The organism is Paraburkholderia tagetis (assembly GCF_022213065.1).
Lineage (GTDB): Bacteria > Pseudomonadota > Gammaproteobacteria > Burkholderiales > Burkholderiaceae > Paraburkholderia > Paraburkholderia tagetis.
On the sequence record NZ_JAKLJA010000065.1, the window covers coordinates 11,796 to 32,015 of the forward strand.

Genomic DNA, 20,220 nt, shown 5'->3' on the forward strand with positions numbered 1-20,220 from the left:
CGCGGGTACTTTTTCGCTATGGCAGGAGAGGCCACCGTGTTTTCCAGGGAACAAACGATCGCCGGATTCGATCCGGATCTCGCCGAGGCGATGCGACTCGAACGCGCACGCCAGGAAGCGCATATCGAGCTCATCGCATCGGAGAACTACGCGAGTCCGCGGGTGCTCGAAGCGCAGGGCTCGGTGCTGACCAACAAATATGCAGAAGGCTACCCGGGCAAGCGCTACTACGGCGGCTGCGAGCACGTCGACGTGGTTGAGCAGCTCGCGATTGCGCGCGCCAAAGCCCTGTTCGGAGCCGACTTCGCGAATGTGCAGCCGCATAGCGGATCGCAGGCCAATGCGGCCGTGTACCTCGCCCTGCTCTCGCCCGGCGACACCATTCTCGGCATGAGCCTCGCGCACGGCGGCCATCTCACGCATGGCGCGAAGGTTTCGTTTTCCGGAAAGCTCTTCAACGCGGTGCAGTACGGGGTGGACGCGAAGACCGGTCTCATTGACTATGACGAGGTCGAACGTCTCGCGCTCGAGCATCGTCCGCGCATGATCGTTGCGGGTTTCTCCGCCTACTCGCGGGTACTGGATTTCGCCCGCTTCAGGAGCATTGCCGACAAGGTGGGGGCGTGGTTGTTTGTCGATATGGCGCATGTCGCCGGGCTCGTCGCAGCAGGCCTTTATCCGAATCCGCTGCCGCTCGCCGATGTCGTGACCACGACGACGCACAAGACGTTGCGCGGCCCGCGCGGCGGCCTGATTCTCGCCCGCGCGAATGAGGAGATCGAAAAGAAGCTTAATGCGATGGTGTTCCCGGGCACGCAGGGCGGTCCGCTGATGCATGTGATTGCCGCCAAGGCGGTCGCCTTCAGGGAGGCACAGAGCCCGGAATTCAGGGCATACCAGCAAAGCACGCTTGCCAACGCGCGCGCCATGGTGGAGGTTTTCACCGCGCGCGGCTACGAGGTGGTTTCCGGCGGCACGGACGACCATCTGTTCCTCGTCAGTCTCGTGAAGAAAGGCATGACCGGAAAGGACGCGGACGCCGCGCTCGACCGGGTGCATATCACGGTGAACAAGAACGCCGTGCCCAACGATCCGCAATCCCCGTTCGTCACGAGCGGCATCCGCATCGGCACCCCCGCGATCACGACCCGCGGCTTCAATGAGGATGACGCGGCCCTGACCGCGCGGCTGATCTGCGACGTGCTCGATCACCTTGGGGATGCGCAGGTGGAAGCCCGCGTACGCGACGAGGTCACGCAGCTTTGCGCGCGTTATCCAGTCTATCAGGGCCTGTGAGAATGTCATGAATGTGAGCGTCTTCGATCTGTTCAAGATTGGCATCGGCCCTTCGAGCTCCCACACCGTTGGCCCCATGATCGCCGCGTGCAGGTTTGGCGCCCGTCTGCGCGAGCGTGCGCTGCTCGAGCGCGTGTCCTCAATGCGGATCGAACTGTTCGGTTCGCTCGGCGCAACCGGCAAGGGACACGGGACCGACAAGGCGGTATTGCTTGGACTGGAGGGCAATCTGCCTGACACGGTTGATCCCGATTACGCGGAACAGCGCCTCGCCGTCATCCGTTCGGCGAAGGAGTTGGTTCTCGCCGGGGTGCGCCAGATCGCGTTCGACGAAAAGACCCAGATTGCCTTTCTGCGACGCGAGGTCTTGCCCCTGCATCCGAACGGCATGCGCTTTACGGCGCTCGATGCGAAGGGCGCCGTGCTGGATGCGCAGGTCTATTACTCGGTGGGCGGCGGTTTCGTGATTAACGATGCCGGCGACCGCCTCAACGGTCTGCCGGGTGCGAACGAGGTGCCGTACCCGTTCAGGAGCGGCGTGGATCTCCTGCGGCTGTGCGGCGAGAGCGGTCTGTCGATCGCCGACGTGATGCTGGCGAACGAGGCCACGTGGCGCACGCCTGAAGCGGTGCGCGCGGGCCTCCTGACGATTCGCGACGTGATGGCGGCATCGATTGCACGCGGCTGTTCGATCGAAGGCACGTTGCCCGGTCCGCTGAAGGTTCGCCGGCGCGCTTCCGCCATTTTCCAGCAGTTGAAGGCCCAGTCAGAAGAGTGTCTGCGTGATCCCCTGTCGATGATCGACTGGATCAACCTCTACGCGATGGCGGTCAACGAGGAGAACGCGGCGGGCGGGCGGATCGTCACCGCGCCGACCAACGGCGCGGCAGGGATCATTCCGGCCGTGCTCCAGTACTACACCAAGTTTGTACCGGGGTCCGACGATAACGGCGCGGTAGTGTTTCTTTTGACCGCCGCCGCGATCGGTCTGCTTTACAAGGAGAACGCGTCGATTTCCGGCGCGGAAGTGGGCTGCCAGGGCGAAGTGGGTGTCGCCTGCTCGATGGCGGCAGGCGCGCTTGCGGCCGTGATGGGCGGCACGCCCGAGCAGGTGGAGAACGCTGCCGAGATCGGCATGGAGCACAACCTGGGCATGACCTGCGATCCGGTGGGCGGCCTCGTGCAGATTCCCTGCATCGAGCGCAACGCAATGGGTGCAGTCAAGGCGCTGAACGCAGCACGCATGGCCCTCAGGGGCAACGGCAAGCATTACGTCACGCTGGACAAGGTCATCAAGACCATGCGCGAGACGGGCGCCGACATGAAAACGAAATACAAGGAAACCTCGCGCGGGGGCCTGGCGGTCAACGTGATCGAGTGCTGAGGGAGAAAGTCATGAGCCGCTATTCGATATTCAGTCTGTTCCGCAACGGGTTGTCGTATCACGAGAACTGGGAGCGGCAGTGGAGGAGCCCGGAGCCGAAGCAGGAGTACGACGTGGTGATCGTCGGCGGCGGCGGGCACGGTCTCGCCACCGCTTACTACCTTGCCAAGGAGCACGGCGTGAAGAACGTCGCGATTCTGGAGAAGGGCTGGATCGGCGGCGGCAACACCGCGCGCAACACCACCATCGTGCGCTCGAACTATCTGTGGGACGAGTCGGCAGCGCTCTACGAGAAGGCGATGAAGCTCTGGGAAGGGCTCTCGCAGGATCTGAACTACAACGTGATGTTCAGCCAGCGCGGCGTGATGAATCTCGCGCATACGCTGCAGGATGTGCGCGATACCGAGCGCCGCGTGAACGCGAACCGCCTGAACGGTGTGGACGCCGAGTTCCTCACGCCCGAGCAGATCAAGGAGATCGAGCCCACGATCAACCTGAACAGCCGCTATCCGGTGCTGGGCGCGTCCATTCAGCGCCGCGCCGGCGTGGCGCGCCATGACGCGGTGGCCTGGGGCTTCGCGCGCGGCGCGGACCGCCACGGTGTGGACATCATCCAGAATTGCCAGGTCACGGGCATCCGCCGTGACGGCGGCCGCGTGACCGGCGTGGATACCGTGAAGGGCTTCATCAAGGCCAAGAAGGTGGCCGTGGTGGCGGCCGGCAACACGACGACGCTCGCCGACATGGCCGGCGTGCGCCTGCCGATCGAAAGCCATCCGCTCCAGGCGCTGGTGTCCGAGCCGATCAAGCCGGTGGTCAACTCGGTCATCATGTCGAACGCCGTGCACGCATATATCAGCCAGTCCGACAAGGGCGACCTCGTGATCGGCGCGGGCGTCGACCAGTACACGGGCTTCGGCCAGCGCGGCAGCTACCACATCATCGAAGGCACGCTGCAGGCCATCGTCGAAATGTTCCCGGTGTTCTCGCGCGTGCGCATGAACCGCCAGTGGGGCGGCATTGTCGACGTTTCGCCCGATGCCTGCCCGATCATCAGCAAGACCGATGTGAAGGGCCTCTATTTCAACTGCGGCTGGGGCACCGGCGGCTTCAAGGCGACGCCGGGCTCGGGCTGGACGTTCGCGCACACCATCGCGAACGACGAACCGCATCCGCTCAATGCGCCGTTCTCGCTGGACCGTTTCTATACCGGCCATCTGATCGACGAACACGGCGCGGCTGCCGTGGCCCACTGATTACGCACCGAGATTTGGAGAACACCACATGTTGCTGATCGAATGCCCATGGTGCGGGCCGCGCGCCGAAATCGAATTCACCTGCGGGGGCGAAGCGGAGATCGCTCGCCCGCTCGACACCGACGCGCTGAGCGACCGGGAATGGGGCGAATACCTGTTCATGCGCGATAACCCGCGCGGCGTGCACAAGGAGCAGTGGCTGCACACCCAGGGTTGCCGCCGCTGGTTCATGGCGACGCGCGACACCGTCACCTACGAGATTCAGGGCTACGAAACGTTTGGCAAGCCCAACACGTCCGTGAACGCACAGGCAAAAGTCCACAACGGCGCACAACAAGGTGCCAGGCCGGGCACGCAAGGGAGCAAGCAGCGATGAGCCAGAAGAACCGACTCGGCGCCGGCGGGCGCATCAACCGCGCGATTCCGCTGACCTTCACGTTCAACGGGCGCACGTATCAGGGCTATCAGGGCGATACGCTCGCCTCGGCGCTGCTCGCCAACGACGTGCACTTCGTCGCGCGCAGCTTCAAGTACCACCGCCCGCGCGGCATCATGACGGCCGACGTGGCCGAGCCCAATGCCGTGGTGCAGCTCGAGCGCGGCGCGTACACGGTGCCGAATGCGCGCGCCACTGAAACCGAGCTCTATCAGGGGCTGGTCGCCACTAGCGTGAACGCGGAGCCTAGCCTCGAGCACGACCGCATGGCGGTGAACCAGAAGTTCTCGCGCTTCCTGCCCGCGGGCTTCTACTACAAGACTTTCATGTGGCCGCGCAAGTGGTGGCCGAAGTACGAAGAGAAGATCCGCGAGGCCGCGGGTCTGGGCAAGGCGCCCGAAGTGCGCGATGGCGACCGCTACGACAAGCGCTTCGCGCATTGCGACGTGCTGGTGATCGGCGGCGGTCCCACGGGTCTGCTGGCCGCGCATACGGCGGGCCTTGCCGGCGCGCGCGTGATTCTCGTCGACGACCAGCGCGAACTGGGCGGCAGCCTGCTGTCGTGCAAGACGGAAATCGACGGCCGCCCGGCGATCCAGTGGGTCGAGAAGATCGAGGCGGAGCTCGCGGCCATGCCGGACGTGAAGGTCCTCTCGCGCAGCACGGCCTTCGGCTATCAGGATCACAATCTCGTGACCGTCACGCAGCGCCTGACCGAGCATCTGCCGGTCTCGACGCGCAAGGGCACGCGCGAGCTGCTCTGGAAGATCCGCGCGAAGCGCGTGATTCTCGCGACCGGCGCGCACGAGCGGCCGATCGTGTTCGGCAATAACGACCTGCCGGGCATCATGATGGCATCGGCGGTGTCGACCTATATCCACCGCTATGGCGTGCTGCCGGGGCGGAACGCCGTGGTGTTCGCGAACAACGACGCCGGCTATCGCTGCGCGCTCGACCTGAAGGCATGCGGGGCGAACGTGACGGTGGTCGACTCGCGTGCACAGGGCAAAGGCGCCTTGCAGGACGCGGCGCGTCGCCAGGGCGTGAAGATCATGAACAATGCGGCCATCATGGCCGCACGCGGCAAGCTGCGCGTGAGCTCGGTCGAGGTGGTCGCGTACACGAACGGCCAGACGGGCGCGAAGCAGGCGGACCTGCCCTGCGATCTGGTGGCGATGTCGGGCGGCTTCAGCCCCGTGCTGCACCTGTTCGCGCAATCGGGCGGCAAGGCGCACTGGAACGACGCGAAGGCCTGCTTCATGCCGGGCAAGCGCGTGCAGCAGGAAGTGAGCGTGGGCGCGGCGGTGGGCGAATTCAGCCTCGCGCGCGGCCTCACCCAGGCGGTCGATGCGGGCATCGACGCCACGAAGTCGCTCGGCTTCGCAGCCACGCGTCCGCCAGTGCCGAAGGCCGCGGAGATCGCCGAAACGCCGTTGCAGCCGCTGTGGCTCGTGGGCAGCCGCAAGGCCGCGCCGCGTGGCCCGAAGCAGTTTGTCGACTTCCAGAACGACGTGGCCGCATCGGACATCCTGCTCGCGGCGCGCGAAGGCTTCGAATCGGTCGAGCACGTGAAGCGCTATACCGCCATGGGCTTCGGCACCGACCAGGGCAAGCTCGGCAACATCAACGGCATGGCGATCCTCGCGGATGCGCTCGGCAAGACGATTCCCGAAACCGGCACGACCACGTTCCGCCCGAACTACACGCCCGTGACGTTCGGCACCGTGGCGGGCCGCGAGCTGGGCGATTTCCTCGACCCGATCCGCAAGACCTGCATCCATGAATGGCACGAGCAGCATGGCGCGCTGTTCGAGGACGTGGGCAACTGGAAGCGCCCCTGGTACTACCCGAAGAACGGCGAGGACATGCACGCGGCCCTGAAGCGCGAATGTCTCGCGGTGCGCAACAGCGTGGGTATTCTCGACGCCTCGACGCTCGGCAAGATCGACATTCAGGGCCCGGACGCCGCGAAGCTGCTGAACTGGGTCTACACGAATCCGTGGCTCAAGCTCGAAGTGGGCAAGTGCCGCTATGGCCTGATGCTCGACGAGAACGGCATGGTGTTCGACGACGGCGTGACCGTGCGCCTCGGACCGCAGCACTACATGATGACCACCACGACCGGCGGCGCCGCGCGCGTGCTCACGTGGCTCGAGCGCTGGCTGCAGACCGAGTGGCCCGACATGAAGGTGCGCCTCGCTTCCGTGACCGATCACTGGGCGACCTTCGCCGTGGTGGGCCCGAAGAGCCGCAAGGTCCTGCAGAAGGTGTGCAGGGACATCGACTTCGACAACGCCGCGTTCCCGTTCATGTCGTATCGCAACGGCACGGTGGCGGGCGTGAAGTCGCGTGTCATGCGCATCAGCTTCTCGGGCGAGCTCGCTTACGAAGTGAACGTGCCGGCCAACGCGGGCCGCGCCGTGTGGGAAGCGCTGATGGCCGCGGGCGCCGAGTTCGACATCACGCCGTACGGCACGGAAACGATGCACGTGCTGCGTGCGGAGAAGGGCTACATCATCGTCGGCCAGGACACCGACGGCTCGGTCACGCCGTTCGACCTGGGCATGGGCGGCCTCGTTTCGCAGACCAAGGACTTCCTTGGCCGCCGCTCGCTCAAGCGCTCGGACACCGCGAAGGAAGGGCGCAAGCAGTTCGTCGGACTGCTCACCGACGACGCGAAGTTCGTGCTGCCCGAAGGCGGCCAGATCGTCGCTGTGGATGCGCAGCAGAGGGCCGACGGCACCACGCCGATGCTCGGCCACGTGACGTCGAGCTATTACAGCCCGATTCTCGATCGCTCGATTGCGCTTGCGGTCGTGAAGGGCGGTCACAACAAGACCGGCGAATACGTCACCATCTCGCTGGCCGATGGCCGGCGCGTGAAGGCAAAGATCGCCAGCCCGATTTTCTATGACACTGAAGGGGTGCGTCAGCATGTTGAATGAAACGATGGATAAGGCACCCCGCGCGGAACGTGCGACAACCGCGGCGCGGCTCGAATCGCCTTTCGTCGGCGTGGCCGGTTTGATGAAGGCCCAGGAGGGCCGCGCGCCGAAGGGGTTCGCGATGCGCGAGCTGCCGTTCCGCGATCTGGTGAACGTGCGCGGCGACCTGAGCGACCCCGCCTTCGTCGACGCGTTTGCCCAGGTGGTGGGCTGCCAGCCGCCCGCCACGCCGAACACGGTGGCGAAGGGCAATGGCTACGACGTGCTGTGGCTCGGCCCCGACGAATGGCTCGTGCGCTCGACCGCGCCCGTGCAGGTGGGTGTGCTTGAAGCACAGCTCGCCCCCGCATTCGGCGAGGCTTACGCCGCCGCCGTGGACGTGGGCAGCGGCTACACGGTGGTGGAGATCGACGGCGCGCGCACGCGTGAGCTGCTTTCGCGCGGCTGCCCGCTCGATCTGCATCCGCGCCTGTTCAAAGAAGGGCAATGTGCGCAGAGCGTGTTCTTCAAGGCCGGGATCGTGCTGATCCCGACCGGCGAGGACCGCTTCGAGATCGTCGTGCGCCGCAGCTTCGCCGACTACTTCTGCCGCATCATGCTCGACGCCACGGTGTCGCTCGCATCATGAAGATCGTCGACGGCACCTTCGATCCGGCGCACGGGTCGCTCACGGCGCTCGACGCGCCGCCCTCGCGGGGGCGCGGCTGGAGCGTATTCGTCGAGGGCTTGAGCGTGCCCGCGCGCATCGGCATTCATCCGCATGAGCACGGACAGCCGCAGCCGCTCGTGATCGATGCGCAGCTCGGCTACCGCTCGATGCCGAAAGAAGAGAGCGACTGGATCGACTACGAGAGCTATTGCACGCGCATAGCCGAGTTTCTCGCGAAGAAGCCGCATACGCGGCTGCTCGAAACACTGGTGGCCGATATCGCGGCGCTCTCGTTTCGCGAGTGGCCCGCGCTGGACTCGCTCACGATCGAAGTGCACAAGCCGAAGATCCGGCCAGGCACGCGGCGCATCGGCGTGTCGCTCGACTGGATGCGCGCCGATTATCTGCAGTGGGCGGCCTGCGAGCGTGGCGGATACGGGAAAAACACGGCACCTCCGATGTGCCAATGACGGGGAGCATTCATGAACGGGTTTTCCGCTGACGTGACCGACAGCACATGCCGCTTTATCCTGAACGTGACCTGCGCCAGTGCGCAGGGCCAGGTGGCTGCCGTCGTCGGCTTTCTCGACGGGTTTGGCTGCTATGTCGACGAATTCTCCGTTTTCGACGATCCGCAGACTGCCCGCTTCTTCGTGCGATGCGAGTTTCATGTTCCTGCGCCGGGGCGGCTGGACCGTGAAGCGCTATCGGAAGCCTTTGCGCCGCTTGCGCTCCGGCACGCTTTCGAGTGGGCCATTTTCGATGCGCGCGTGAAGCCGAAGGTGCTGATGCTCGTTTCGAAGCTGGATCATTGCCTGGTGGATCTGCTGCATCGTTGGCGCATCAATGAGATGCCGATCGATATTGCGGGCGTGGTGTCCAATCATCGCGATCTCGAGCCCATGGTCCGGTCTCACGGGATCGAGTTTCATCATCTTCCGGTGACGCCTGAAACGAAATCCATTCAGGAGCAGGCGCTCGTTTCGCTGATCGAGCGCACGGGAACCGAACTGGTGGTGCTCGCCCGCTACATGCAGGTGTTGAGCGCCGGCCTGTGTGCGCGTCTCGCGGGCCGGGCCATCAACATCCACCATTCGTTTCTGCCCGGCTTCAAGGGCGCGAGGCCGTATCATCAGGCGTATACGCGCGGCGTCAAGCTGATCGGGGCCACCGCGCACTTCGTGACCGGGGATCTCGACGAAGGACCCATCATCGAGCAGGTGGTGGAGCGTGTGGATCACACTTACACGCCGGAGCGGCTGCTTGCGGCAGGGCGCGACATGGAGCGTGCTGCGCTCGCCAGGGCCGTGCAGGGCTTCATCGAGCGGCGCATCTTCATCCATGAAGGGCGTACGGTCGTTTTGCGCTAGCGGCCTGATGAGGGACATCTACCTGGAAAAGCGCTGGTGCGCCGGTTCGGTGTCGCGGAGGTGACCGGCTGGGGGGCGGGCAGGCGATCGGGCAACAAGGGGATTGGAACCAGAATGGACCTGAATGTCAGTAACCGGCCTGCAGGCTCGCAGAAGGCGACGTCGACGATGGGTGCGCACGGGTCAGGGCCCCGGGAAGTGCTGCATACTGCAGACACGGCGTTCAGGTCGGAGCGCGGCGTTCGCAGGGACCGGAATTCCCTGCCGCTGCTCTTTCTCGCCGCCCGCCTGTCGCTGGGCAGCGCGATAGCGCTTGGGCTCGTGCGTTTTTCCTATGCGTTGCTGTTGCCCGTGATGAAAGTGGATCTCGGATGGGGTTTCGCGCAGGCCGGCGCGATGAACACGGCCAACGCAGCGGGCTATCTGGCAGGGGCAGTCGTGTTTCCCGTGCTTGCCAGACGGCACTCGCCTTCAACGCTTTTCGTGAGCGGCGCGTACGTCACGATCGTGCTGATGGCGATGTGCGGGCTGGTCTCTGGCACGCCCTTGCTGCTCGCCCAGCGGCTGGTGGCCGGAATCGGTAGCGCGTTCATCTTCATCAGTGGTGGCGTTCTGGCCGCCCGTCTCGCGACGGCCGCACCTCGGCGTGGAGGGCTGATCCTCGGGCTTTACTACGGCGGAACCGGCTATGGCATTGTGCTGTCGTCCATTCTCGTGCCGGCTACGATGCATTCCGTGCCGCACGGCTGGCAGCCCGCATGGTTCGCGCTGGCCGCCGCATGTGCGATTTGCACGCTGCTCGCGCGAGGCGCCGCCCGTAGCATCGACGCGGCCGGCGCTCCCACCGCGAGTGCACCAGGGGGCGCAATCAGACAGCGGACCACGTGGTGGCGCTACGGCTTTGCACTAGGAGGGTACGGTCTTTTTGGCGTGGGGTATATCGGCTACATGACGTTCATCGTTGCGCTGCTGCGCAGTGAGGGGATGAGCCAGAGTGTGGTTTGCGCGTTCTATATCGCGCTGGGCATCGCGACGATCGGCTCGGCGCGGTTGTGGTCAGGTTTTCTCGACCGTATGCGCGGCGGCATGGCCCTCGCGACCTTCAACGCGTTGCTGGCGCTCGCCACGCTCATGCCAGCCGTGTTGGCACAGCCTGTCGCTGCGGCCGTTTCCGGCGTGATTTTCGGCGCGACCTTTCTCTCCGCGGTCGCTTCGACGACCGCATTCGTGCGGCACAATCTTCCCTCCGACGAATGGACACGTGGCATCAGCGCGTTCACGATCGTGTTCGCGCTCGGCCAGATCGTCGGGCCCGTGGCGATCGGCTGGGTGTCCGACAACGCGAGCCTGACGCGCGGGCTTGTCTATTCCTCCGCAGTTCTGCTCGTCGGAGCACTGCTGGCCGCGTGCCAGCGTCCCCTCGATCGCCAGGCCTGATTCGTCTGATCGCTCGCCCGAGCGGTAAGCGCTGGACCCATCCCGACTCACGCCCTTCGCTGTGCGTATGCGCCCGCAATGTCGCGTTTGAAGCGCATTGCGGGTGCATGCGTTTGCGCCATGCGTCCTTCCGGTGCAGCGGTCAAGCCTCCCGGCGGTGTTTACCCTCGATGTCGAATAGAGAAAGTCGATTGTCCAGAAAAGATATTTTTCGCTGGCTGCAACTTCTACCATGGCCTTGAACGCGCGCAATTACCAGAGCGAACCAGCAGCACCTTTGGAGACTTGAATGAGTACCAGAAAAGCGATGCCGGGCGGCGTGGCGGCCAGCGCCTGGCAGCAGGGCGACGATGGGGCAGGGCGCGGTGAGAGTGATGCGAGGCGCCTCGCCGCGAATGACGTTGGGCTCCTGAAGCGGGCCGCACTGGCGAGCTTCATCGGCAACTTTGTCGAGTGGTTCGATTACGCCTCGTATGGGTATCTCGCGACCATCATTGCGGTGATGTTCTTCCCGAAGAGCGACGCGATGACGGGCCTGCTCGCGGCGTACGGCGTGTTCGCGGTTTCGTTTGTCGTGCGGCCGCTGGGCGGCGTGGTCTGGGGGCATTTCGGTGACCGGCATGGGCGCCGCGCCGCGCTGTCGCTCTCGATTCTGATCATGTCGTGTTCGACCTTCCTGATCGCCTTTCTGCCGACCTATGCGCAGGTTGGCATGATCGCGCCCGTGTTGCTGTTGCTGGTGCGTGTCGTACAGGGCTTTTCGGCCTCGGGCGAATATGCGGGCGCGTCCGCATTTCTCGCGGAATTCGCGCCGCCGGGCAAGCGCGGCGTGTACACGAGCATCGTGCCGGCCAGCACGGCGGCCGGCCTGCTGTTCGGTTCGGTGTTCGTCGCCGTGATGCACGCGGTGCTCACCACGCAGCAGCTGCATGATTTCGGCTGGCGTTTGCCGTTCCTGCTCGCGGCCCCGTTCGGGCTGGTTGGGCGCTACATCCGCCTGAGGCTCGAGGACACGCCGAAGTTCAAGGCGCTCGAAGGCACGCACGACGTGGCGAAGGCGCCCGTGACAGAGTTGCTGACCCGCCATCGCGGCAGGATGCTCATTGCGTTTGGCGTGACCTGTCTGAATGCGGTGGCGTTCTATCTGGTGCTCAGCTACATGCCGACCTATCTGTCGACGGAAATGGGCATGAGCGAAACTGCATCGTTCGTGGCCGCGACCCTCTCGCTCGCCACCTACATCGGCCTGATTTTCCTGATGGGCGCGCTGTCCGACCGGGTGGGGCGTAAGACCATGCTGATTGGTGCATCGGTATTGTTCGCTTTGCTGACCGTGCCGCTATTCAAGGGGCTGGCCGGCGCGAACTTCGCGACCATCGTGCTGATCCAGATTGCGTTCGGTGCGTTGCTCACGCTCAACGATGGCACCCTGCCGTGCTTTCTCTCGGAGATATTCCCGACACGCGTGCGCTACAGCGGTTTCGCATTCTGCTTCAATGCGGCGAACGCGCTGTTCGGCGGTACCGCGCCGCTCGTCGCCACCTGGTTAATCGCGGTGACCGGCAGCAAGCTCGCGCCCGCGTGGTACCTCGTGGGGGCCGCGGGCGTCGCGCTCGTCGCCATGCTGGCGAGCAGCGAAACATCTCGGCTTCCGCTGGCCGACGATTGACGGCGAACGAGGCGCGTTGCGCGATAGCTATCGTAAGCAGGGTTGTTTATTATTTGCGCGGGCAACCATTTATAGCTGCACCATTTTACTCAAACAAGGAGACGAGCTGATGGACGCAAAGGTGAGAATCGGAGATCTTGCATGGCCTGAATACGCGCGCCGTATCAAGGAGGAGGCGCAGACCATCCTCATTCCGATCGGCGCGCTGGAGCAGCATGGCCCCCATATGTCGATGAATCCGGACGTGCTGCTGCCCACGGCGATTTCGGAGGAGGTGGCCCGCCGGATCGGCGCGATGGTCGCGCCCGCCATCGCATACGGCTACAAGTCACAGCAAAAAAGCGGAGGCGGCAATCATCTTTGCGGCACCACGAGCCTGGACGGTCATACGCTTTCCATGACGGTCAAGGACGTCCTGAAGGAGTTCGCACGCCACGGCGCGCGCAAGATCTGCCTCGTCAACGGTCATTTTGAGAACTCCATGTTCGCGGTCGAAGGCGTGGATCTGGCCATTCGCGAACTGCGCTGGGAGGGCATTCACGACTTTCAGGTGGTCATGCTGTCCTACTGGGATTTCGTGACCGAGGAGACCATCGCACGCATCTATCCGGAGGGCTTTCCGGGCTGGGCGGTCGAGCATGGCGGCGTACTCGAGACCTCATTGATGCTGCTCCTGCATCCGCATCTGGTCGACATGACGTGCGTGCCCCGGCATGCCGCCGCCACGTTCCCGCCCTACGACGTCTTTCCACCGATTCCCGAATGGACGCCCGCGTCGGGGTGCCTTTCGTCGGCCGCAGCGGCCTCGGGCGAGAAGGGCGCACTGCTGTACGAAGTCTGCGTGGAGGGCATCGCGCAGGCGCTTGGCGAAGCCTTCGAGGTCCGCAGGAAATCGGCTCAATGAATGTGTTGGCAACCGGAGATTGAAATGGCGAATCATGGAAAGCATGAACCGCGCAACGGTGTCGAGGCGGACAAGGCCTGGAGCGTGGAGCAGCACGGCATTGATCCGATTCCCCTGAAGGACCGGCACGGTACGCCGGCCGAGCTGTTCAAGATGTGGATCGGCGCCAACACGAATTACGTCGTGGTCGTGACGGGAGCGCTGGCCCTCTCGCAGGGCCTGTCACTGTGGCAGGCGCTCGGCGCGATTCTGGTCGGCAACCTGCTCGGCTGTTTTGTGCTCGGTCTCACGACGATCATGGGGCCGCGCACGGGCACGTCGGGCATCATGACCTCGCGCAGTTCGTTCGGCCAGCTGGGCTCGTTCCTCCCCAAAGCCGTGAGCCTGATCTCGGCACTGAGCTGGTTTTCGATCAACTCTGTGGTCGCGACCCAGGCGCTGGAAACGCTGTTGAAGATGGGCGGGTTTCACAGCCACGCGGTGGTCTGGATATCGCTGGCCATTATTCTCGTGGCGGAGATCCTGCTTGCGATCTTTGGCCACGCGACCATCATTGCGGCGGAGAAGTGGATCGCAGTGGCACTGGCGATCCTGTTCGGCGGCCTGGCCGCGTTCGTGTTGCCGCACACGAGCCTGGCTGCGGCGTCCGCCATCAACCATGGTGGTGGATCTTTCAACACGTGGTTGATCGCGATGGGCATCGTCTTTTCCTATCCGATCGGCTGGGCGAATTTCGCCTCGGACTACAGCCGGTACTTTCCGGCCGAAACGAGCTGGAAGAAGATCGCGCTCGCGGCAGGTGGTGGCCAGTTTGTCGCGCTCGTGTTCTGCGAAGTGATTGGCGTGCTGTTTGCGACCGCGCTGGGCGGCACGCTCGGTGACGACCCGGTAAGCCAGCTGGGCCGGTTCCTGCCGACGTGGTTCATCGTTCCGCTCCTGTTCGCAATCATACTCGGGGGGATTGCTGCAAACGTGCCCAATGGCTACACGGCGGGGCTGGGCCTGCTGGCCCTGCGTATTCCGATCAACCGTGTGACGTCGCTCACCATCATCGCGCTGTTCACACTGTGCTTCCGGATTGTCACCGTATTTTATGGGCAGTTCTTCGACATGTACCAGGTGTTCCTGAACTACATGGTGTTCTGGACTGCGCCATGGGCCGCCATTATCATCGTCGACTACTTCATGCGCGATGGACGGTATCGCAGGGAGGACTGGATGAAATGGGGAAGCGGCGCCTACTGGTATAACGGCGGGATCTTCTGGCCCGGGGTGATTGCGTTGGTTGCAGGCACTGTGGCATGCGTGGCGTTTTCCAATTCGCCCACCTACGTCAGTCCGCTGATGCACAACGTCCTGGGATGGGGAGACCTGAGTTTTGAAGCCGGACTGCTGCTGGCCGGATTGACTTACTTCGTCCTCGCGCGCCGCCACCCGCTGTTTCATCAATCCAACTCGCACGTTGCGCTCAGCGCAGAAGTGCCTTCCCATTCGATCTGACTTCAATCCGGCGCTCAGGTGCCTGCGTAATCCTGCGACCCGCGTATCAAGCGGGTCGCACGGTAGCGTGAATTTCCCTGACGGCCTTCGTTCTATACATCGCTGCACATCTGAACAAACATTTTTCTGATGTATGGCGTGTGCCATCGCCGGGTCGCCAGCGACGTGAAGAATTATTCGTATAACTAATTACAGGACAATGAAATCATGAAAAAGGTGCTGATTGGGTCAACGATGCTGGGGCTGTTCTCCATGTGTGCCCATGCGCAATCGAGCGTCACCCTGTACGGTCTCATCGATACCGGTCTTGTCTACTCGAACAATCAACTCGGTCATTCGAACTGGCAGATGATCAGCAGCGCGACCCAGAATACCGTCTTCGGGTTGAAGGGAGACGAAGACCTCGGCGGAGGACTGCATGCCATATTCAAGCTCGAGCAGGCTTTTGTGCTGAACAACGGTGCACAGGCACTTCCTGGCGACGGTTTTGGGTCGCAGGCTTTGATTGGCATGCAAAGCGATGCCTACGGGACGCTGATGCTTGGCCGGCAGTTTGACGTGGTGAATGATCTCGTGGGGCCACTGTCCGCCGGATATAACACCTGGGGAGGCAGTATCGCCGCCCACCCGTTCGATAACGACAATCTGGCCTCCAACGCGGTCATCTTCAACAACACGGTCAAATACATCAGCCCGACATATCTGGGCGCAACGCTCGAGACGATGTATGCCTTCAGCAATGATCCCGGAAATTTTGCCGGCAACCGCGCGTACGGGTTCGCGCTCTCTTACACGAAGGGGCCGGTCAATCTCGGCGCAGGCTATCTGCAGCTGAACAACCCGGGTACCGGACCCGGTGCGGTGACGACGAATGACGGCAGCGCCAACTTCATCGCCCAGCGCCAGCGAATCTGGTCGCTAGGGGGCAACCTGACCTTTGGTGCTGCCACGGTCGGTCTCTTATGGAGCCATACGCAGATTGACAACGCGGCAGGCGTACTTTCGTTTGGCACGGGCACGTATCTCGGTGCCAGCGATCCGTCCGCAGGTACGCTGGATGGATCGTTACGACTCGACAATTATGAGATAAATGCGAAGTATTCACTGACGCCCGCCCTCAGCGTGTCGGGCGCATATACCTACACGCATGGTAGCTACAACGGTTCCTCGCCGGGGTGGAACACGGGCATGCTCCAGTGCGATTACGCTGTCAGCAAGCGTACCGATTTCTACCTTGAGGGGGTGTACCAGAATGTCCACGGAGCGCCCCCGAATTCGGTGCTATCGCACGCGATGCTCAATACTCTGTCTCCCTCTTCGACGAGTACGCAGGTGGCCGTGACGGCGGGCATGCGTCACACGTTTTAGGCACGCCACGATTTTACGCAGCCGACAAAATCATGGCGTTCCTCGAAACCCAGTGATTCTGCGCATCGCCGACGGCGGGGGCCGCCTGAAGCACGACATCCCGGCCGTTCCTGGTGGTGCCGCGATAAACCGGATGCAGACGATTTTTCGTTAGACACGTCACTTCTCGAATAACCCGGACGTAACAGTTGACCACGAGATGCACGAGGATTCCGGTGGGCAGCCGGTGCCGCCGCCTCCCCCGAACTCTACCGCAATGAAGGAGAGAGTCGATGGCTGGTGCTGCAACGTTGCTGCGTCTATGGGTCAGGCGCTTGCTTGCTTCGGAGTTCACAGCCAACGTATGCGTCACCCGGGCCAGAATCAGGCGCGGCGCTCGGACGCGCGACGCATCCGCTGAGACATTCGAAGTGGCTGGGCAGGCTGCAATCCTTTTCTTCCGTCACCAGGACGGCACATGGCGGCCCTATCCACCGAGTCCAGAACGACCAACCACGCGTACCTGGTAAATTACGAGGCTCGCACTTTCCAGCCGGGTGATTGAGTCCGCATGCGCGCAAACCTGCCGTCTGGTATGTGCGTCGAACGGAAAGACGCCCAGACCATGAGACGTTCGGCGAAGCCATCGCGAGTCCCATGGCGGAGATGCCAACACAGAACTGGCCCGCTACCCGGTCAGATCGCAGTAGCGAGTCAGATCGGTTTTGCCAGGTTGACGAGTGCGAGCGATATGTTGCCCCTAAAAATTAGGTATCCTGATCCGATAATTCTCTCGAATGCAGAATCAGCAGTCCAGCCATGCCAGATCGCGAGGCGTTCTTTGTCCCGGCAAAGCGGTGACGATCTTGCGGGAAGCCAGGTTCGCACTCGCGAGCCAGTCGCCGGGCGTACGTCCGGCTTTCACCAGCTCGACCATGTGGGCCCGTAACTCAACTGTGTGGGCGGTGGCGCGCACCCCCACGCCCGAGCAGGAAGACGACCGGCGTTTGCACCGCGAGCTCAAACGCCTGCGGCAGGCACGCACCGCGCATACCAACCTATAAGGATTGGATCCACTCGCTGCGGGTGATGCACAACCTTCGGGTCAGGTATGTCGGCGGCTGCATCGGGACGCACTGGTGGACCCGGCAGCGTGAGCTGCTCGCGCCCGGTCTGGGGCTCGCGCTGGCGCGCCGTATCCGCCCGAGAACCCCCGTTATTGAGGGCGTGACGTCGATGTTGGACGATTCTCCCATTGCGATGACGGGAGGATATTCATGCAGGAAGCGGAGAAGTTGCCTGAGGATGCGGCGGATGTGAGTTCGGCGCCGGCGAGAAGGCGGCGCAATCGCAGCACACGGCCGTGGCGAGAAGTCATAGGCGAGTTTCGAGCAAGCGGGCTGACGATCCAGGCCTATAGCGAACGCAGCGGGATTTCCCGCTCCTCGATGACGAGGTACCTGGCACTTGCTCGCCAGGCGGAGCGCAGCGGCGACGTGCAGCAGAACACTGGCGCCACGACTGCAGTCGCGCAGAGCATGGCGGGCTTTATGCGCGTTGGCATCGTCGATCGCGCTGTGGACGTCTCCGGCAACACGAGCGCGTGCGAGGTGCCGGAATTGATTCTGGGCGATGGGATTCGGCTGCGGCTGCCGGTGTACGTGCTCGAGCCTTTGCTTCAGGCGATGATCGATCGTATCGGTGGGGGGGCGCGATGATGATGCTTTCGACGGCAGTTCGGGTGTACATCGCCGCGGAGCCGATCGACATGCGCAAGTCGATCGATTCGCTTTCGATGCTGGTGCGTCCGATGTTCGATCAGGACGCGCTGAGTGGGCACGTGTTTGTGTTTTACGGCCGGCGCCGCGACAGGATCAAGGTTTTGGTTTACGACCGCACGGGATTCTGGCTGATGTACAAGCGTTTCGAGAGCGGCTCGCTTGCCGATCCCGCGGCCATCGCGCGGCGCGGAATCTCGCTTGCCGAGCTCACTACCTGGCTTGAAGGGATCGATATCGGCGTACGCCGGCGCGTGCGTGCGGTGAACGCAACAGTGGTCGCATGAATCGCGAGGATATGTCCATGAGCACCTCGATCGCGGCGATAATGCTGACCTATGCAACCGCTCAACGTCCCGGCCTCGAAACAGCCCTTGCCGATGGCATTGGGGGCGTGGAACCTTCCCGAATTACTCGGCGCGATTGCGGCGCGCGATGCGACGATCGAGCAGCAGCAGTGGGAGATCGAACAGTTGCGCGAACGGGTCGAGGGGCAAAGCGAATTGCTGGCCAGGACGCAGCAGGCGCTGCTCGAGATGCGGGCCAAACTGGCCAACGCGCGGCAGGAACTGTTCGGAGCGAGCCGCGAGCGCATGAGCGAGTTGCAACTGGACATCTTCGATCAGGAGCACGAAGCGCCGTTGCCACCGCAGATGCCGGATCTGTCGATCCCCGTGGAGGGCCACCGGCGCAAGCGTCGCAGCAAGGGACGTCCGGCGCTGCCAGACGATCTGCCGCGCGAGCGCGTCGTGCATGCGATGCCGGAACAGGAACTGGCGCAATACGACCGGGTGACGGTGATCGGCGAGACCGTCACGCGTACGCTCAAGTACACCCCGGCCAGGATATCCGTAGTCGAGCATGTGTGCCCGCGATATGTGCTGGTCAAGGACGGAGTCTCGACGGTGCGCGGCGTGACCTTCCAGGCGTCGCCACTGTTGAAGAGCAATGCGAGCCCGGAGTTGCTGGCGCGCATCGTCGTGGCGCACTTCGATTCGGGCATGCCGTTTTACCGGCTGGAGGAAGAGTTCACAATGCATGGGTTGCGCATTTCGCGCAATACGATGAGCGATTGGACGATTCGACTCGCGAAGCTGATGTTGCCCCTGTACGAGGTGTTCTGTCGGCAGTTGCTGAGCGCGCCGGTGATCTTTGGCGACGACACACCATTTCCGCAGTTGTGCAAACAACTGGAGCGGACCAGGACGGTCCGGCTGTGGGGCTATGCGAGTGCGGGAGCGATGTTGCGCGACGGTCAGTGGGTGAGCGTTCCCAAGGTGGTCTACTACGACTACACGTCGAGCCGGGCCGGCCGCTATCCGATGGCACTGCTGCGCAATTACGAAGGCTATCTGCAGGCCGACGATTACTCGGGCTGGGCGGCGCTGTTTCGCGGCGGCAAGATCCGGCACGTAGCTTGCCATGTGCAGTATCTCGAGCCTCGTTTTATGTCGATAATTTCGCGTTTGGCCTTGTGCAAGCGAACGCACCCGCCACTGCATTGCCACATAAATCCCGTGGCTCACAGCGAATTCAGAAACGCGAGCAGGTCTAGCTTCGGTTTCCATGATTTCGCCCGCCCGGGCTCAATTCCCGCATGCCGCCAGAACATTTCCAGAGCATCGCGCTTCATCTGAAGGTCTGTCTCGATATAGCGTCCGGTTGTCGCAACGCTCGCATGGCCGAGATAGTCCCGAATAACAGGTAGAGAGTTGCCTGATTGCAGCAATCCGACGGCAAAACTGTGTCTCATGACGTGTGGTGTAACCCGCTTGTGAGCGAGCGACGGTAGTTCCTCAGCTGCGGCTTGTACGTGCTTGTGCAGAATATAGGCAATCCCGTCACGACTCAATGCTTCTCCATTTCGATTTAGAAAAACGTGCGAGTCACGCTGAGTGTCAGTCCGATTGATCGTCGCAAGCCGGCGAAGCGCATCGGCAGTTTCGCGCCACAATGGCAGCAGCCGATCCTTTCGCCCCTTACCATGCAGTCTCACCTGCCGCGGAGAAGTGAGTTGCAAGTCACCCCAGCAAAGGCCAGCCGCTTCGCTAACACGGGCGCCGGTATTGTAGAGAAACAGCAGCAACGTGTAGTCGCGCCAACCACCGACCGTCTTCGTGTTGGGCTTTGCGAGAATCGAGCGGACTTCATTGGCTTCAAGATAGGTTGCCTGCCGACGCCGCGCCTTCTTTGCCGGAATGGCGAGCGCTTCGGCATATTGTTGCGAGTGAACGATATCTGTACGCAGC

Annotated in this window: 17 protein-coding genes; 16 read left to right on the forward strand and 1 reads right to left on the reverse strand. The window is 63.0% G+C overall.

Annotated features, from left to right (window positions below; translation table 11 throughout):
* Positions 1-36 precede the first annotated feature (36 nt).
* The 16 genes from glyA (at position 37) to L5014_RS35715 (ending at position 19,608) form a co-directional block, all read left to right on the forward strand.
* A complete protein-coding gene (glyA, locus tag L5014_RS35640; RefSeq protein ID WP_338019382.1) occupies positions 37-1,296 on the forward strand; it encodes a serine hydroxymethyltransferase in 1,260 nt (419 codons plus the stop codon).
* A 7-nt stretch (positions 1,297-1,303) separates the two neighbouring features.
* Complete coding sequence (locus tag L5014_RS35645; protein WP_238468580.1) at positions 1,304-2,680, forward strand: L-serine ammonia-lyase; 1,377 nt, start codon at positions 1,304-1,306, stop codon at positions 2,678-2,680.
* An 11-nt stretch (positions 2,681-2,691) separates the two neighbouring features.
* Positions 2,692-3,936, forward strand: a complete 1,245-nt coding sequence (locus L5014_RS35650; protein ID WP_238468581.1) for a sarcosine oxidase subunit beta family protein — start codon at positions 2,692-2,694, stop codon at positions 3,934-3,936.
* 28 nt (positions 3,937-3,964) lie between these two features.
* On the forward strand, positions 3,965-4,312 hold the full coding sequence (locus L5014_RS35655; RefSeq protein ID WP_238468582.1) for a sarcosine oxidase subunit delta: 348 nt from the start codon (positions 3,965-3,967) through the stop codon (positions 4,310-4,312).
* Entirely contained in the window at positions 4,309-7,317 is a 3,009-nt protein-coding gene (locus tag L5014_RS35660) for a sarcosine oxidase subunit alpha family protein (RefSeq protein ID WP_238468583.1), read from the forward strand. Before L5014_RS35655 ends, L5014_RS35660 begins: the two co-directional genes overlap by 4 nt.
* Positions 7,307-7,945, forward strand: a complete 639-nt coding sequence (locus L5014_RS35665) for a sarcosine oxidase subunit gamma (RefSeq protein WP_238468584.1) — start codon at positions 7,307-7,309, stop codon at positions 7,943-7,945. The genes L5014_RS35660 and L5014_RS35665 overlap by 11 nt, the downstream gene beginning before the upstream one ends.
* The gene (locus L5014_RS35670; protein ID WP_238468585.1) at positions 7,942-8,436 is read left to right on the forward strand and encodes a dihydroneopterin aldolase; all 495 of its coding nucleotides are present in this window, start codon (positions 7,942-7,944) and stop codon (positions 8,434-8,436) included. The genes L5014_RS35665 and L5014_RS35670 overlap by 4 nt, the downstream gene beginning before the upstream one ends.
* 12 nt (positions 8,437-8,448) lie before the next feature.
* Entirely contained in the window at positions 8,449-9,336 is an 888-nt protein-coding gene (gene purU, locus L5014_RS35675; RefSeq protein ID WP_238468586.1) for a formyltetrahydrofolate deformylase, read from the forward strand.
* Positions 9,337-9,450: 114 nt separating this feature from the next.
* The gene (locus L5014_RS35680; RefSeq protein ID WP_238468587.1) at positions 9,451-10,773 is read left to right on the forward strand and encodes a YbfB/YjiJ family MFS transporter; all 1,323 of its coding nucleotides are present in this window, start codon (positions 9,451-9,453) and stop codon (positions 10,771-10,773) included.
* Positions 10,774-11,062: 289 nt separating this feature from the next.
* Positions 11,063-12,442, forward strand: a complete 1,380-nt coding sequence (locus L5014_RS35685) for an MFS transporter (protein ID WP_238468588.1) — start codon at positions 11,063-11,065, stop codon at positions 12,440-12,442.
* Between the two features lie 109 nt (positions 12,443-12,551).
* Entirely contained in the window at positions 12,552-13,346 is a 795-nt protein-coding gene (locus L5014_RS35690) for a creatininase (protein WP_238468589.1), read from the forward strand.
* Between the two features lie 24 nt (positions 13,347-13,370).
* Positions 13,371-14,846, forward strand: coding sequence for a purine-cytosine permease family protein (locus L5014_RS35695; protein WP_238468590.1), 1,476 nt, complete (start codon positions 13,371-13,373; stop codon positions 14,844-14,846).
* 207 nt (positions 14,847-15,053) lie between these two features.
* Positions 15,054-16,214, forward strand: coding sequence for a porin (locus L5014_RS35700; protein ID WP_238468591.1), 1,161 nt, complete (start codon positions 15,054-15,056; stop codon positions 16,212-16,214).
* Positions 16,215-17,470: 1,256 nt separating this feature from the next.
* A complete protein-coding gene (gene tnpA, locus L5014_RS35705) occupies positions 17,471-17,911 on the forward strand; it encodes an IS66 family insertion sequence element accessory protein TnpA (protein WP_238468592.1) in 441 nt (146 codons plus the stop codon).
* A gap of 2 nt (positions 17,912-17,913) precedes the next feature.
* Positions 17,914-18,258 carry an IS66 family insertion sequence element accessory protein TnpB gene (gene tnpB / locus L5014_RS35710; protein WP_274389632.1) on the forward strand — a complete coding sequence of 115 codons (345 nt, stop codon included), beginning with the start codon at positions 17,914-17,916 and terminating at the stop codon, positions 18,256-18,258.
* Between the two features lie 51 nt (positions 18,259-18,309).
* On the forward strand, positions 18,310-19,608 hold the full coding sequence (locus tag L5014_RS35715; protein ID WP_238468594.1) for an IS66 family transposase: 1,299 nt from the start codon (positions 18,310-18,312) through the stop codon (positions 19,606-19,608).
* Here the strand turns inward: L5014_RS35715 and L5014_RS35720 are convergent.
* Positions 19,494-20,220: tyrosine-type recombinase/integrase (locus L5014_RS35720; protein WP_238468595.1), on the reverse strand; the 727-nt coding region annotated here is incomplete at its 5' end. The two genes, L5014_RS35715 and L5014_RS35720, sit on opposite strands and share 115 nt — an antisense overlap.